The following is a 14586-nucleotide window of genomic DNA, read 5'->3' on the forward strand; positions in this document are numbered from 1 at the left end:
CCCCCTCTACCCCTAGGTCTTTACCCGTTAGGTCCCCAGCCGTCGCGCAACCCTTCACCGCACGCTAAACGCTAAGAAAGAGGTCAGGATGAAACGTACCCTCGCCACCGCCACCCTGCTCGCCGGCACCCTCCTCGGCGCCGCGAGCGCTCAGGACGCGCCGAGCGGCGCGATCACCGTCACCGCCTGGGACATCGCCGCCGAAGCCTTGGAGGCGCTCGTCCCCGGGTTCAACGAGCAGTACCCCGACGTGCAAGTGACCGTTGAAAACCTCGGTAACCAGCAGGTCTTCGACCGCGGCCTCGCGGGGTGCGCGGCGGGCGGCGCCGACCTGCCGGACGTCTACGCCGTCGAGAACAACGAGGCCGAAGTCTTCTGGAACCGCTTCCCGGACTGCTTTTTAGACCTCACCGCGCTGGGCGCCGACGAGCTGCGGGACGACTTCCCGGACTTTAAGTGGACGGAACTCACCGTCGGCGAGCGCGTCTACGCCATCCCCTGGGACTCGGGTCCGGTGGTGACCTTTTACCGGCGTGACCTCTACGAAGAGGCGGGCATCAACCCGGACGAGATCGAGACCTGGGACGACTTCATCGAAGCCGGTCAGGCTTTAGACGAGGCGACCGGGGCAAAGATGCTCTGGTTCGACTTCTCCGACGACGGCGTGTGGCGCCAGCTCGCCAACCAAAACGGCTGCTTCTACTTCGACCCCGAGGGCACCGAGGTGACCGTCAACCAACCCGGCTGCGTCGACGCGATGGAGACGATGAAGGCGCTTTACGACGCCGGCATCGTGGCGATCGTCGACTGGAACGGCGCCATTCAGGAGATCCGCAACGGCACGCTCGCGGGCGCGGTCTTCGGCGCTTGGTACGTCGGCACGATCCAATCGAACGCCCCCGACCAAGAGGGCAACTGGGGCGTCTACGAGATGCCCGCTTCGGAGCCCGGCGGGGTGCGCGCCGCCAACCTGGGCGGTTCGGCCCTGGCGATCCCGGCCTCGAGCCAGAACCCCGAAGCGGCGATGGCCTTTATTCGGTACGCGCTAGCGACCACCGAGGGCCAGGTCAGCATGCTGCGCAACCAGGGGCTCGTCCCCTCGTACCTCCCCGCTCTGGAGGACCCCTACGTCCAGGAGCCGGTTCCTTACTGGGGCGACCAACCCATCTGGCAGGACATCCTGGCGACCCTGGGTGAAATCCCGCAGGCGCGCGGGACCCAGTACTTCCAGGAAGCGCGGCAGATCGTCACCAACACCCTGTCGCAGTACCTGACACAAAACGCCTACGAGGACGCCCAAGCCGCCATGGACGACGCGGCGCAGCAGATCTCGGCCGCGGTCGGCCTGCCGATCGCCGGGCAGTAACGCCCCCCGGACGCCTAGACGCTACGAGAACGACACGCCAAGAGGCGGCGCGCGCCGCCTCTTGGCCTTGACCCACCCCCTCGACGCGCCGCTGAGATGGCACGGAGCGCGGCACCCCGGAGCGCGCTAGGCGTCCCAAGTCACCCTGACACGTACCTGCCACGGAGTCCCCATGCAGCGTAACCGGCTCGTCCCCTACTCTTTTCTGCTCCCCTATCTTGCGGTCTTTGTACTCTTTTGGGCGTGGCCCATCCTCTACTCGTTCTACCTGTCGTTTTTGGACACGCGCGGCTTCCCCTGGTCGCTCCAACCGGGCGTCAACTGGGGCCGCATCTTAAGCGACCCCTTTTTTAGGCAAGCGCTACGCAACACCCTGCTCATCCTGCTCGTGCAGGTGCCCATCATGCTCACCCTGGCGACCGGCCTCGCGGTCGGGCTCAACTCGCCCCTTTTAAAGCTCCGCGGCTTTTACCGCTTCGCTTTCTTCGCGCCCGTGGTGGTCGGCGCGGTCGCCTACTCGGCGGTCTTCCGGCTGCTCTTTAACACCCAAAACGGCGCGGTCAACGTCGCCCTGACCGGTTTGGGGCTGCCGCGCGTCGACTGGCTCAACGCCCCCGTCCCCGCGCTCGTGCTCATCATCCTGACTGTCACCTGGCGCTGGACCGGCTACAACGCCATCATCATCCTAGCGGGGTTGCAAAACGTCCCCGGTGAGCTCTACGAAGCCGCCAAGATCGACGGCGCCAACCCCTGGCAGCAGTTCTGGGGCATCACCTTACCCCTGCTGCGCCCCATTTTGCTCTTCGCCCTCGTCTTGTCGGTAATCGGCACCCTGCAGCTCTTTACCGAACCCTTTTTGATCACCGGCGGCGGCCCCGGCAACGCCACCTTGACCCTCGGGGTCTACCTCTACCAGCAGGGCTTCCGCTCGTTCAACTTCGGCTACGCCTCGGCCATCGGCTACGCGATCGCGCTTTTAGCGGTGCTCTTTTCGCTCATCCAGCTGCGCCTTTTCGGGAGGGACGCGTGAACCGCGGCCGCTTCTGGGGGCGCCTATGGCTGCACGTGCTGATGACCCCCCTCGCCCTGCTCTGGCTCGCCCCCCTCTGGCTGATGTTGGTCTTTTCGACCGTCCCCGAGCGCGAGATCTTTAGCGTGCCCGTGCCGCTCATCCCGGGGGACCACTTTTTGGAGAACTTCCGCGACCTCCAAGCCGACACGAACTTTTTGCGGACGCTCTGGAATAGCGTCGCGGTCTCCGGCATCTACACGCTGTTGTCGCTTTTGCTAACCAGCATGGCGGGCTACGCCTTCGCCCGCTTTCGCTTTTTCGGGCGCGGCGCGGTCTTTACGCTGGTGATCGCCACCTTGACCATCCCCTACTTCGTCGTGGTGATCCCGCAGTACATCCTCGTGGCGCGCGAATTTGGTCTCACCAACTCGTACGTCGGGGTGGTGCTCCCGCTGCTGGCGAGCTCGCTCGGCATCTTTTTTATGCGGCAAAACTTCCTGTCGCTGCCCCAGAGCCTCCTAGACGCCGCCCGGGTCGACGGCGCGGGCGAATACCGCATCTTTTTCCAGATCGCGCTGCCTTTAGTCTCCTCGGCGATGGCGGCCCTTGGCATCATCCTCTTTCTCACCGCCTGGAACGACTACCTCTGGCCGCTTTTGATCCTCACCCAGCGCGACATGTACACCGCACCGGTCGCCTTGGGGACGCTTTTGGGGCTCACGCGCGTGTCGTGGGGCGGCATCATGGTCGGGGCGGTCCTGATGACCGTGCCCTTTTTGGTGCTCTTCCTCTTTTTGCAGCGCTTTTTCGTCGCGGGGATCACGGCGGGGGCGGTCAAGGACTAGCGCGCCGCGCTCCCTAAAGGTAGGGACCGCGGCGCTCGGCGGACGGTCTTCGGCGCCGCGGGTTAAGATGGGCCGTGTCAGCGTCTTAGCCCATAGCCGCAGGTGTCGTCTGGTCGGGGGGTACGGAGCTGCGCGAAGCGGCGCCCTGGTTATGAAAAGCGCCTCCCGACACGCACCTTCCGAGAGGCTACCGGTAGCCAAGAGACGTGCTACCGGCCGCACGGGCGAACGCACAACGACGCTCCCGCGCCCGGGCGTTCGCCACCACCTTCAAGACGCGATGGCGAGGTGACCGTTGAAACGCATTCGCTACCGAGACCAACACGGCGTGAGCTGGGGCGACTTAAGGGGGGGCACCGTCTACCCGACCGACATGTGGGGCAAGCGCAGCGGCGGCGCGACCACGCTCTCCGAGGTCACGCTGCTCGCCCCCTGCGAACCCAAAAACATCGTTTGTGTCGGCAAAAACTACGCCAAGCACATCGCCGAGATGGGCGGCAGCGCCGACGACCTGCCCAAAGAGCCGGGGCTCTTTCTCAAGGGGCTGAGCGCGCTCTCCAACCCCGGCGACCCCATCGTCTACCCGAGCTGGACCCAGGAGCTGCACTACGAAGGCGAGCTCGCCGTCGTCATCGGGCAGCGCCTGCGCAACGTGAGCGAGAGCGAGGCGCTAGACGCCGTTCTCGGTTACACCTGCGCCCTTGACGTCACCGCGCGCGACAAGCAGCGCAGCGACCTGCAGTGGGTGCGGGGCAAGTCGGCCGACGGCTTCTGCCCGGTCGGGCCGTGGCTCGAGACCGACCTAGACCCCCACGACGTGCGCGTGCAGACCCTCGTCAACGGCGAGCTGAAGCAAGACGGCCACACGCGCGACCTCATCTTCGGCGTGCCGGTGATCCTGGCCTATATCAGCAGCTTTATGACCCTAGAGCCGGGCGACCTCGTGCTGACCGGCACCCCCGACGGCGTGGGGCCCCTAAAGGTCGGCGACGAGGTCACGGTGCGCGTCGAGGGCGTCGGCGACCTCACCAACACCGTGGAGGCAGACCGATGAAAGCGCCAGGAGAAGGCGGCGCCGCAGACCATCGCCCCGTCACCGTGCCGCGCGTGCAGGAGCTCGGCGGCGTCTTTTTGCTCGACACCCAGCACATGGGCTACCACGGCACCGTCGGGGTGTTCGTGCTGCCGGGGCCGGGGGGCACCTTCGCGCTCATCGAGTCGGGGCCGGGGTCGACCTTGGAGACCGTGTTGACGGGGATCCGCGAGGCGGGGTTTGAACCCGAAAAGCTCGCCGCCGTGCTCGTCACCCACATCCACCTCGACCACGCGGGCGCCGCCGGGGCGCTCGCGCGGCGCTTCGACGCCGAGGTGTACGTCCACGAAAACGGCGCGGGGCACCTCCTCGAGCCGGAGCGGCTCCTGGCGAGCGCCGCGCGCATCTACGGCGACCAGATGGAGGCGCTCTGGGGCGTGATGGAGGGGACTCCGCAGGGGCTCTTGCGGCCGGTGCGCGACGGCGAACCCTTGGAGATCCTCGGGCACCGCCTCGACGTCCTCTACACCCCCGGCCACGCCTCGCACCACGTGAGCTACCTCCTCGACAAGGCGCTCCTCTTTACCGGCGACGCCGCCGGCGTGCGGCTGCCGGGTTCGTCGGTGGTGCGCCCCGCGCTCCCCCCGCCCGAGGTGGATTTGGAGAGCTGGTCGCGCTCGATCCAGGCGATGCGGCAGCTGCACCCGCAGGCGCTCCTCTTGACGCACTTCGGGCGGGTCGACGACCCGGAGGCACACTTTCGCGAGCTCGAGCACTGGCACCAGGTGTGGTCCGAGAGCGTTTTGGAAGGGATGCGCGCGGGCGAGGACGACGCGGCCTTAGCGGCGCGGATTAACCGCCTGAGCCGCGACGCCCTCGCCGCCGACGGCGCGTCGGCGGACACTATTGAGCGCCACCGCGTCACCAGCAACGACGAGATGACGGTGATGGGCCTCAAGCGCTACTGGCAGAAAAAGCACCCGGAGCGGCTCTCCTAGGGGTCGCGTAACGGTGTGGTGGGGGCACCGGGTTTGACGCGGCGCACCGGCCGTCAGGTTTACGGCAGCCAACGCCGCGCCGCCCAGCGCCGCGTCAGCGCGACGAGGGCCGTCACGAGAAAGAGCGCGCCCACGAGCAGCACCCCGAGCGCCGCCGCTTGGTTGGTGTAGCCGCCCTGCTCGAGCCCGAACACCAACCAACCGAGCGTCTCGGTCCCTGAGCCCGCGAGGAGGGCCGAGAGCGTCAGCTCGGCAAACGCCTGCAAAAAGACGAGCAGCGCGGCCGCTACGAGCGACGGGGCCATCAGGGGCGCCAGCACGAAGCGGAAGGTCTGGCCCAAGCTCGCCCCGTCGACGCGCGCCGCCTCCTCCAAGCTGGGGTCGAGCTGCCGCCAAGCGGCGCCGATGGGCTGCAGCGCAAAGGCCAAAAAGCGCCCCACGTAGGCGATGAGCAGAAGCCAAAGCGTGCCGTAGAGGCTGACGCCGGGGAGCGGTGAGGGGAGCCAGACGAGAATCAGCGCGAGCGCGAAGATCAGCCCTGGCAGCGCGTAGGGCAGCTCGACGACGAGGCGCAGCGCGACGACGCTGCGGCCCCGCAGCCGCTGCAGCAAGTAGCCGAGGAGAAACGCGAGGCACGCGGCGATCACGGCTGCCCCCGCGCTCAGCACGAGGCTGTGCACCGCCGCGCGGCGCGCGCGGTCGAGCTCCCAGATAAAACGGAGGTGATCGGTCGTCAGGTTGTCCCACGCCAGCGGCAGCCCGTAGGCGCGCAGGAGCGCGGTCGCCGTCATGGCCGCGAGCGGCCCCACGACGAGCAGCAAAGTCAGCAGCAGCAGGAGGGCGCTAACAAACAGGCGCCACCGACCGAGCGGGGTCGCCCGCAGCTCCCGTTCGCCACCCAGCGCGCGGGTCTCGCTCCGCGCCACCACGCGCCCCTGAAGCCATAGCGCCATAAGCGCCGGGAGGCCAAAAAGCAGCGCCAGGGCCGCCGCGCGCCCCAAACCGCCGCTTGAAAACGCCAGCACCTCCTGGTAGAGCAAGGTCGGCAGGGTGCTGTAGCGCGCGGGGATCGCCAGCAGCGCCGGGATCCCGAAGTTGCCGAGCGCCCCCAAAAAACAGAGCAGCGTCGCCGCCGAGAGGTGCGGGCGCAGCAGCGGCAGCAGGACGAAGCGCCAACGCTGCGGCGCCGAAGCGCCGTCGAGAGCGGCCGCCTCCAGAGCGTCGCGGCCGATCCCACGAAGGCCAGCCGAAAGCGTGAGGAGCGCGACGGGCAACACGAAAAGCGCGAGGAGCAGGGTGACGCCACCCGGACCGTGAAGGCTCCAAAGGCGGCCCTGGAGCCCCAACGCGCTCCGCACCCCCCCCTGCAGGTAGCCGACCGGCCCCGCCCACTGCAGCCACGCTAGCGCCAGCACCTGCGGCGGGATCACCAGCGGCGTGAGAAACGCCAGCTGCACGGCGCGGCGCCCCCACAAGTCGGTGGTGAGCAGCAGCGCGAGCAGCAGACCGCCCGTGACGGCGAGCGCGGTCGCCCCGCTCGAGACGAGCAGGCTGTGCCCGAGCGCCCCCCGCACCCGCTCGGAGCCGAGCCAACGCAGGTTCCCTAGCGAGAGCTGCCCCTCGACCGACAGGGCGCGCCAGAAGAGCTCCGCGAGCGGGTAGAGGTTCGTGAGCAGCAAAACGCCCCCGACGAGGGCGACGTAGGGCACCAGGGGGTGCCGCAAGCGCGGCGGCCGGGGGCGGCACGTTAGAGGTTGCGAGCGTTGCATGGGGCGACCTTAGGGGGCGCTGCTGAGACGGGGCGGCGGCTTAACGGGCGCTTCGAGGCGAAGACAGCGGGCGGCACCCTTTGGCGCCGCCCGGGTCGCTCACTCGCCGAAAAGGGTGCGAAAGCGCTCCTTGTCGGCGTCGCGGGTCTCGGCGAGTTCGGCGGGGTCGGCGCTCAAGACCACGAGCTCACCGAGGGGCGGGAAGCCCGCGGGCGCCGCGACGTCGCGGCGCAGCGGTTGGTAACCGATCTCGGCGGCCACCTCCTGGCCCCGTTGCGAGAGGAGAAAGTCGACGAACGCCTCCGCCGCCTCGCGGTTCGGCGTGCCCGCGACGATGCCGACGGGCTCGGTGATCACCGGCACCCCCTCCTCCGGGTAGACGACCTCGACCGGCGACCCCTCCTCGCGGGCGCGGATGGCGAGAAAGTCCACCACCACGCCGTAGGGGTTTTCCCCCGAGGCGACGTTGCGGGCGACCGCGCCGTTGCCCTGCGTCAGGACGGTGCCGTTCTCCTCGAGCGCCTCGTACCACGCGAAGCCGATGCCGGGGGTTCGCACGAAGACCCCGAGGTTGTAGGCTGCCGCCCCCGAGTACGACGGGCTCGGCATGATGAGCTGGCCCGCGGGCACCTCCGTGAGCTCGGCCCACGACGTCACCGGCTCGGCCAGGGTGGGGTTATACGCGATCACGGTCGCGAGCACCTTGGTCCCGAAGTAGGTGCAGTCGGGGTCGTAAAAAGCGTCGTCGATCGCCGCGGCTTCCGGCGAGCAGTAGGGCGCGAGCAGGTCGCGCGCTTTAAGCAGCTCGAAGGTCGGCGCGTCGGCGACGAGGAGCACGTCGGCTTGGGGGGCGCCGGACTCGGCCTCGAGCAGAAAGCGGCTGATGACCTCCTCCGTACCGGAGCGAAAGAGGCGCACCTCGACGTCGGGGTAGCGCTCCCGAAACGCCTCGACGGTCCGCGCGGCGTCCTCGTCGGGTTGCGAGGTGTAGAGCCGCAAGGTGCCGCTCGGTTGCGCCAGCGCGGCGCCGGCGAAGAGCACAACAGCAAAGGTGAGTAAGCGCATGGTTCCTCCCACCGCGAGGCTACGGCGCTTTCGTCAGGGTGCGGTCAGCTCGGGGACGCCGCCGCGCGAGGGCCGCTAGTCGCCCTCCCCCGCAAAGGCCGCCTCGAGCGCCGCCGCTGCGGGTTCGCCCGCCGCCGTCGTGACCCCCTCGGCCCAGCGCGTCACGGTCTGAAGGTTCGCTTCGAGCCACGTCCGCGCGACCTCCGCCGGGTCGCGGTTTTGCCGGCCGTAGCCGTCGATCCACGCGCCTTGGTCCTCGAGCGAGATGCGAAACTGCGCCAAGAGGCGCGCCAGGTTCGGGTTCTCCTCCAGAAAGCGGGTGTTGGCGACCGTCGCCACGAACCCCTCGCCGCCCCAGATGTCCTCGGGGTCGTCGAGGTAGGCGATGTCGAAAGCGTTATTCATCCAGTGGGGGCGCCACCCCGAAAAGACGATCCAGTCGCCCCGCGAGGTCGCGCGCTCGACCATCTGCAGCATGCCCTGCTCGGAGCTCTCGACGAGCTGCCAACCCGAGAGCCCGTAGGTGTCCGTCTCGATCGCCCGGCGCATGATCTCGTTGCCGTCGTTGCCGGGTTCGATACCGTAGTAGCGCCGCCCGAAGGCGCCCGCGTGCGCGGCGAGGTCGGCGAGCGAGGTCACGCCGGCCTCGTAGACGTACGTCGGCACCGCCGAGCGGTAGAGCGTGCCCTCTAGGTTGCGGGCGCTCATCGTCACCGTGCCCTCCTCGAGGTACGGCGTGATCATGCTCTCCATGCTCGGCAGCCAGACCTCGACGAACACGTCGAGGTCGCCCGTCGCGACCCCCCGGAACACCAGCGGCAAGCTGAGCGAATGCATGGTGGTCTCGTAACCCAGCGCCTCGACGACGCTCGCGACCACGTGGGTTTTCACCACCGCTTCGGGCCACTCGACGTAACCGAAAGCGACCTCCTGAGCCGCTCCTGAAGTCCAAGAAAGGGCCGCCAAAAGGCCCAGCACAGCGCGTTTCATAGGTTTCAGCCTTCCTTCCTAGGCCAGTATAGCCTTGCGTTAAGGCGGTTGCGGCGGTGCAGCGCTAAGGCAGCTGCAGACCAAACCGCACGCCGCAGCCGTGTTAAGCTAGCCCGTGCAGGTTTGTCGTCTTCTGGCTCAGCACCCATACCCTCGGCGCCATGATGGCTAAGCCGATCGTCTTAGAGGGGGTCTCTAAGCTCTACGCGCCGCGGCCCGCGCAGGCCCTCAGGCGTTTCTACAGCTCGGGGCGCCTGCAACCGGGGGAGCACCTCGGCGTCCTAGGCGTCTCGCTCCACGTCGAACCGGGCGAGACGTTCGTCCTGATGGGGCACTCGGGCTCCGGCAAGTCGACCTTGCTGCGCCTTTTAAACGGCCTCTACCGCCCCACCGCCGGGCGCGTGACGGTGATGGGGACCGACCTCGGGCAGCTTAACCGAACGCAGCTCGTGCGCTTGCGCCGCCGCGTGTTCTGCGGGATGGTCTTTCAGGGGTTTGCGCTGCTGCCCCACCGCAGCGCGCTCGAGAACGTCGCGTTCGGTCTCGAGCTCCAGGGGGTGCCGCGGCCGGTGCGGCTAGAGCGCGCCCGCGAGGCGCTCGCTTTGGTCGGCCTAGGAGAGCGCGAGCGGGCGCTGCCCGCCGCGCTCTCCGGCGGGCAGCAGCAGCGCCTCGGGCTCGCCCGCGCGCTCGTCATGGACGGCGACGTACTGCTCATGGACGAACCCTTTAGCGCGCTCGACCCCGTCACCCGCCGCGAACTCCAGGGCGAGCTGCTGCGGCTGCGCGCGCGCGTGCGCAAGACCATCGTCTTCGTCACCCACGACCTGAGCGAAGCGCTCCGCTTAGGCGACCGCATCGCGCTCCTCAAGGAGGGGCGGGTGCAGCAGATCGGCCGCCCCGAGGAGATCGTGGCGAAACCGGCCAACGCCTACGTCGCCGACTTCGTCGCGGGGGCCGACCGGCAGGCGGTGCTGCGCGCGCGCAGCATCATGACCCCTCCGGAGGCGGTGGGCGGCGCCGCGCTCGCCGGAGCCCGCACCGTCGCCGCCGACGCCCCCCTCTCGGAGGTCGCCCGCTTGGCCGCGACGGGCGGCGTCCTCTCGGTCGTCGGCGACGCCGGGCAGCCGCTCGGCGTGATCACGCAGCGCGACGTGCTGCTCGCGCTCGCGGGGGGCGCGTGAGCGCCCCTTGGCCCAGAGTGCCGCTCGGGGCGTGGGTGGAGGTGGGGGTGCGCTACCTCGAGCGCACCTTCGCCCCGAGCTTCGGCGCCTTTAGCAGCGGCGCCGACGCCCTCGTCGGCGGGCTCGGCGCGCTCCTCGCGGCCCCGCCCGCGTGGCTGCTCATCGCCGCGGTCGCCGCCGCGCTCTGGCGCTTGAGCGGCCTCCGGACGAGCCTGCTGTGCGCGCTCGCGCTCCTCTTGGTCGTCAACCTGGGGCTCTGGGACGCGTTTATCCTGACGCTGACGCTGGTGCTCGCTGCTGAAGCGCTCGTGGTGCTCCTCGGGGTGCCGCTAGGAATCCTGATGGCTTTGAGCGACGCCGCGCAGCGGGCGCTCACCCCGCTGCTCGACGCGATGCAGACGATGCCCTCGTTTGTCTACCTGATCCCGGCGGTGACCTTTTTCGGGTTGGGGTTGGTGCCGGGGGTCGTCGCGACGGTCGTCTTCGCTCTGCCGCCGCTCGTGCGGCTCACCAACCTGGGGCTGCGGCAGGTCCCTAAAGACATCGTCGAGGCCGCCGAGGCGTTCGGGGGGACGCGCTGGCAGCGGCTACGCAAGGTCGAGCTGCCCGCCGCGCGGCCCATGCTGCTCGCGGGGGTCAACCAGTCGATCATGCTCTCGCTCTCGATGGTGGTGATCGCCGCGCTGATCGGCGCCGGCGGGCTCGGCCAGGAGGTCATCCGCGGTATGAACACGCTCGACATCGCCCTCGGTTTCGAGGCGGGGCTGGCGATCGTTATCATGGCCGTGGTGCTCGACCGCCTCACCCAACCCCGCCGACACCCTCGCGGGCAGCTCTTTAGCGGGCGGTCGGCGCGGCGCGCTTGGGGGGGGCGCGGCACCAAACCGGAGGCGCCGTAAGGGGCGTGGAGGTGGCGCGTGGCGGGTGGCCTGTAGACCACGAGCTACGAGCCACCCGCCACACACCTCCTAGAACTCGAGCACGTGCTCCTTGCCGTCGTCCTCAAAGCGCACCCGCACGGCGCCGCCGCGCACCTCCGCTGCGACCTCGCGCCCGTCCAGCGTGACCCGCTCCGGAGCGTCGGGGGCGAGACGCTCGAGCACCACCGTCCGCGGGTGCGGCGTAAAGCCCCCCTCGCGCGCGCCGAGCGTCACGCGAACGCCCCCCGAGGTGTCCCCGCGCGGGCTCACGCGCACGGGCGTCCTGGCGACCTCGCCGCGCTCGAAGCCGAAGCCGTCGCCCGCGTCCTCGACGAGGGTAAAGCCCCCCTCGGCGCCGTAGACGCGCAGCGTCAGCTCCGTCAGCGGCGCTGATGTCGAAGCGCGGACGTTGCCCAAAGGCAGCACCGACCCGCCGCGCACGAACACCGGCAGGCGCTCCAAGGGCGCCTCGACGACGCTGTGCCCCGCGCGCACGCGCGCCCCCGTCCAGAAGTCGTACCAGGCGCCCTCGGGGAGGTAGAGGGCGCGCTGCCGCACGCCGGGGCGGGTCACGGGGGCGACCAGGAGCTGCGGTCCCACCATCGCCTGGTCGCCGATGTGCCGCGCCGTCTCGTCGTCCGGAAAGTCGTACACCAGGGGCCGAAAGAGCGGCGCGCCGCGTTCAAACGCCTCGAAAGCCAGCGTGTAGAGGTACGGCAGCAGCCGGTAGCGCAGCCGGATGGCGTCCCGGGCCACGGCCTCGACCTCGGGCCCGAACGACCAGGGCTCCTGGTCGCGGGTGCCGGCGCAGGTGTGGGTGCGCATAAAGGGGTAGAGGGCGCCGAGCGCTATCCAACGGGCGTAGAGCTCGGGGTTGCTGTTCTCGAAAAAGCCGCCGATGTCGACCCCGCTCCAGGCCACCCCCAACAGGCTCATGCTGGCCAGTTGCGCCACGCTCATCTCGAGGTGCTCCCACCACGACGAGTTGTCGCCCATCCACGAGGCGGCGTAGCGCTGGGTACCGACGAAGGCGCTCCGGGTCAGCACCCAGGGGCGCGCGTCCGGGCGACCGCGTTTAAGGCCCTCATAGGTCGCCCGCGACATCAGGTGCCCGTAAAGGTTATGCACCTCCGCGTGAACCGTCCTCTCCCCGGCCTCGCCCTGCGGGTTGCCGAGCGGCATCGGCGCCTGCTGCGAGATCCCCTCGCTAAAGGGCCGGTCGAAGATGGCCGGTTCGTTCATGTCCGTCCAGATGCCCGCCACGCCGGTGTCAACGTGGCTCTCCTTAAGCTGATCGCCCCACCAGCGGCGCACCGCCTCGCGCGTAAAGTCGGGGAACAGGGCCGCGTCGGGCCAGCAGTAGCCGGTAAAGCGCGAACCGTCGGGGTTTTTGATGAAGACGTCCTTGGCCACCCCGTCGTCGGCGGCCGCGTAGCCCGCCCCTAGGTCCTCCTTGACGCCGGGGTCGAGGATGGTGACGGCCCGCACGCCCTGACGTTTAAGGTCGTCCAGCAGTTTTTTGGGCTCCGGGAAGCGCTCCGGGTCCCAGGTGAAGTCGCGGTAGCCGCGCATGTAGTCGATGTCGAAGTGCAGCACGTCGAGCGGGATGTCGCGCTCGCGAAAGGCGCGCACGAGCTCGCGCATCTCCCCCTCGGTCTTGTACCCCCAGCGCGACTGGTGGTAGCCCAGCGCCCAGAGGGGCGGCAGCAGCGGGCGGCCGGTGAGGCGGGTGAGCTGCTCGACGACCGCCGCCGGGGTCGGGCCGGTGAAGAGGTAGTAGTCGAGCTCGCCGCCGTGCACCGTCACGCGCAGGGTGTCCCAATCGGTGTAGCCCACGTCGAACTGGCTGTAGTAGGTGACGTTGACGAACATCCCCCAGGCGAGGCCGCGGCGCACCGCCACGAAAGCGGGGTGCGCCTGGTAGAGGTTCGATTGGTGCCGCCCGTGCCCCCAGTCGGGGTCGAAGGTCCAGTTGGTAAAGAGCCGCCCGCGCCGCTCGAGCATCCCCGTGCGCTGCCCGAAGCCGTAGTACGACTCGTCCGGCAGGAGGCGTTTGAAAAGCTGCAGCTCGAGGCTCGCGGGCCCCTCCGGCAAGGCGTCGCCCTCGCGGACCCGCATGGTCGAGGCGTCCAAGCTGGCCGCCGCCCAACCGGTCGGCGCGGCGTCCTCGGCGAAGCGCGCGCCGTCCTTTTCAAAGCTCAGGGTGCCGTCGCGGGCGAGGTGGGCCGTGACGAAAGGCAGCGCCAAGCGAAAGCCCTCAGCCGTCTCGGAGACAGCGAAGTCGGGCGCCTCAAAGGCGTCGTCGGGCTCCGTGACCGCCCACGAGCGGCGCGGGGCGAAGCGCGCTTGCGGGGTGAAGCGCACCCGCAGAATGCCGTCGGCGACGCTGCGGAGCTCGAGGCGGCCGCGCCCGAAGGCCGCCCGAAAGACGCGCCCCGATGCCTCGTGGGACTCGAGCGCACCGGGCCGGGTGAGCGCGTCCGTGTGGATGTTGTACTCGAGGGTGTCCATGAGGGCGACGCTATCACACCGCCCGAGCGTGTCACACTCGGGGGACGCGCCGCGCAGAGGGCCGGACGCGTCGACCTCGGCGGGTACGTGTGGGTGCCCCTGTCGGAGGCCTAGCGGTCGGCGCTGCACGGGCGGCTAAAACCGAACCACGTTGGGCTCGAGGGTCCCCCCGGTGACCTCGAGCACCAGAAACTCGCGCGCAGCGAGCGCGTCCACCATCGCAAAGCCGTGCTCTCGGTCGACGTGCACCCCCTTGGGCATCACCGTGTGCCCGTAGACGCCGAAGCGGTGGCCCGTCTGGCGGGCCAGCTCGGGTTTGTCGCGCCACCAGCGCTTGGTGTCGGGGTCGCCGTAGAAAAAGTCGTCGTAGTGGCTCATCCCCGGGAGCGGCCCGGCGTGCGCGAAGTGCACGTCGGCGAGCGCGAGGGTGCGGGGGAAAGTCGCGAACCAGGCGGCTAATTCGTCCGGCAGCGGCAACCCGCCCACCTCGGGACAGAACTCGCGGTGCTCGAGGCCGCCGCGCGTACCGAGCACGTAGCGCCCCGTGATGACCGCCTCGTCGTGGTTGCCCAAGATGACGCGGACGTGCCCCGCGGAGCGCTCGGCGTAGGCTTTGAAGCGGTGCAGTTCGCGGATCTGCGTGCGGGCCGCGCGCCTTAAGTGCTTGGGGTCGGACGCGTCGAAGCGCTCGGTCCCCGCCGCCAGGGCGTAGCTCTCGGCGTCCTTGTAGTGCACCAAGTCGCCGCTCAGCACGACCTGCAGACCCCCTCGGCGCACCGCCGGCGTGGGCTCGCAGGTCGCGTCGGCGGCGCCAGCAGCGCGCAGCGCCGCCCAGACCCTAGCCCACTGACCGTGAACGTCCCCCAGAGCCACGATGCGCAGGGGCGACGCCATCC

At 69.4% G+C, this 14586-nt stretch carries 12 protein-coding genes; 7 read left to right on the forward strand and 5 right to left on the reverse strand.

The genetic code is table 11. The features are described 5' to 3' along the window. The first annotated feature begins 88 nt into the window (after positions 1–88). From TRAD_RS08570 to TRAD_RS08590, 5 genes are all read left to right on the forward strand, one after another. Positions 89–1366, forward strand: coding sequence for an ABC transporter substrate-binding protein (locus TRAD_RS08570; protein WP_013178214.1), 1278 nt, complete (start codon positions 89–91; stop codon positions 1364–1366). A 172-nt stretch (positions 1367–1538) separates the two neighbouring features. Next, entirely contained in the window at positions 1539–2396 is an 858-nt protein-coding gene (locus tag TRAD_RS08575) for a carbohydrate ABC transporter permease (protein ID WP_013178215.1), read from the forward strand. Positions 2397–2437: 41 nt separating this feature from the next. Further along, positions 2438–3223, forward strand: a complete 786-nt coding sequence (locus tag TRAD_RS08580; RefSeq protein ID WP_049773190.1) for a carbohydrate ABC transporter permease — start codon at positions 2438–2440, stop codon at positions 3221–3223. Between the two features lie 295 nt (positions 3224–3518). Beyond that, on the forward strand, positions 3519–4277 hold the full coding sequence (locus TRAD_RS08585; protein WP_013178217.1) for a fumarylacetoacetate hydrolase family protein: 759 nt from the start codon (positions 3519–3521) through the stop codon (positions 4275–4277). Beyond that, a complete protein-coding gene (locus tag TRAD_RS08590) occupies positions 4274–5254 on the forward strand; it encodes an MBL fold metallo-hydrolase (protein ID WP_013178218.1) in 981 nt (326 codons plus the stop codon). The genes TRAD_RS08585 and TRAD_RS08590 overlap by 4 nt, the downstream gene beginning before the upstream one ends. Before the next feature lie 59 nt (positions 5255–5313). Here TRAD_RS08590 and TRAD_RS08595 read toward each other — a convergent pair whose 3' ends face one another. From TRAD_RS08595 to TRAD_RS08605, 3 genes are all read right to left on the reverse strand, one after another. Beyond that, positions 5314–7023, reverse strand: a complete 1710-nt coding sequence (locus tag TRAD_RS08595; RefSeq protein WP_013178219.1) for an ABC transporter permease — start codon at positions 7021–7023, stop codon at positions 5314–5316. Between the two features lie 99 nt (positions 7024–7122). Continuing rightward, a complete protein-coding gene (locus TRAD_RS08600) occupies positions 7123–8088 on the reverse strand; it encodes an ABC transporter substrate-binding protein (protein WP_013178220.1) in 966 nt (321 codons plus the stop codon). 75 nt (positions 8089–8163) lie between these two features. Next, a complete protein-coding gene (locus TRAD_RS08605; RefSeq protein WP_013178221.1) occupies positions 8164–9078 on the reverse strand; it encodes an ABC transporter substrate-binding protein in 915 nt (304 codons plus the stop codon). Between the two features lie 161 nt (positions 9079–9239). Between TRAD_RS08605 and TRAD_RS08610 the strand changes: the two genes are divergently transcribed. Both TRAD_RS08610 and TRAD_RS08615 read left to right on the forward strand, forming a co-directional pair. Beyond that, entirely contained in the window at positions 9240–10259 is a 1020-nt protein-coding gene (locus tag TRAD_RS08610; RefSeq protein WP_013178222.1) for an ATP-binding cassette domain-containing protein, read from the forward strand. Next, positions 10256–11158 carry an ABC transporter permease gene (locus tag TRAD_RS08615; protein WP_013178223.1) on the forward strand — a complete coding sequence of 301 codons (903 nt, stop codon included), beginning with the start codon at positions 10256–10258 and terminating at the stop codon, positions 11156–11158. Before TRAD_RS08610 ends, TRAD_RS08615 begins: the two co-directional genes overlap by 4 nt. 69 nt (positions 11159–11227) lie before the next feature. Here TRAD_RS08615 and TRAD_RS08620 read toward each other — a convergent pair whose 3' ends face one another. Further along, the gene (locus TRAD_RS08620) at positions 11228–13690 is read right to left on the reverse strand and encodes a glycoside hydrolase family 31 protein (protein WP_013178224.1); all 2463 of its coding nucleotides are present in this window, start codon (positions 13688–13690) and stop codon (positions 11228–11230) included. 135 nt (positions 13691–13825) lie between these two features. Continuing rightward, the gene (locus TRAD_RS08625) at positions 13826–14584 is read right to left on the reverse strand and encodes a metallophosphoesterase (RefSeq protein ID WP_013178225.1); all 759 of its coding nucleotides are present in this window, start codon (positions 14582–14584) and stop codon (positions 13826–13828) included. Between the last annotated feature and the right edge of the window lie 2 nt (positions 14585–14586).

The organism is Truepera radiovictrix DSM 17093, from assembly GCF_000092425.1.
GTDB classification, from domain to species: Bacteria; Deinococcota; Deinococci; order Deinococcales; family Trueperaceae; genus Truepera; species Truepera radiovictrix.

What these genes read in the sequence shown, in the direction of transcription:
- TRAD_RS08610 (WP_013178222.1), top strand. Translation starts at nt 9,240, where the DNA reads ATGATGGCTAAGCCGATCGTCTTAGAGGGGGTCTCTAAGCTCTACGCG.
- TRAD_RS08580 (WP_049773190.1), top strand. Translation starts at nt 2,438, where the DNA reads ATGACCCCCCTCGCCCTGCTCTGGCTCGCCCCCCTCTGGCTGATGTTG.
- TRAD_RS08625 (WP_013178225.1), bottom strand. Translation starts at nt 14,584, where the DNA reads ATGGCGTCGCCCCTGCGCATCGTGGCTCTGGGGGACGTTCACGGTCAG.
- TRAD_RS08605 (WP_013178221.1), bottom strand. Translation starts at nt 9,078, where the DNA reads ATGAAACGCGCTGTGCTGGGCCTTTTGGCGGCCCTTTCTTGGACTTCA.
- TRAD_RS08570 (WP_013178214.1), top strand. Translation starts at nt 89, where the DNA reads ATGAAACGTACCCTCGCCACCGCCACCCTGCTCGCCGGCACCCTCCTC.
- TRAD_RS08590 (WP_013178218.1), top strand. Translation starts at nt 4,274, where the DNA reads ATGAAAGCGCCAGGAGAAGGCGGCGCCGCAGACCATCGCCCCGTCACC.
- TRAD_RS08600 (WP_013178220.1), bottom strand. Translation starts at nt 8,088, where the DNA reads ATGCGCTTACTCACCTTTGCTGTTGTGCTCTTCGCCGGCGCCGCGCTG.
- TRAD_RS08575 (WP_013178215.1), top strand. Translation starts at nt 1,539, where the DNA reads ATGCAGCGTAACCGGCTCGTCCCCTACTCTTTTCTGCTCCCCTATCTT.
- TRAD_RS08620 (WP_013178224.1), bottom strand. Translation starts at nt 13,690, where the DNA reads ATGGACACCCTCGAGTACAACATCCACACGGACGCGCTCACCCGGCCC.
- TRAD_RS08595 (WP_013178219.1), bottom strand. Translation starts at nt 7,023, where the DNA reads ATGCAACGCTCGCAACCTCTAACGTGCCGCCCCCGGCCGCCGCGCTTG.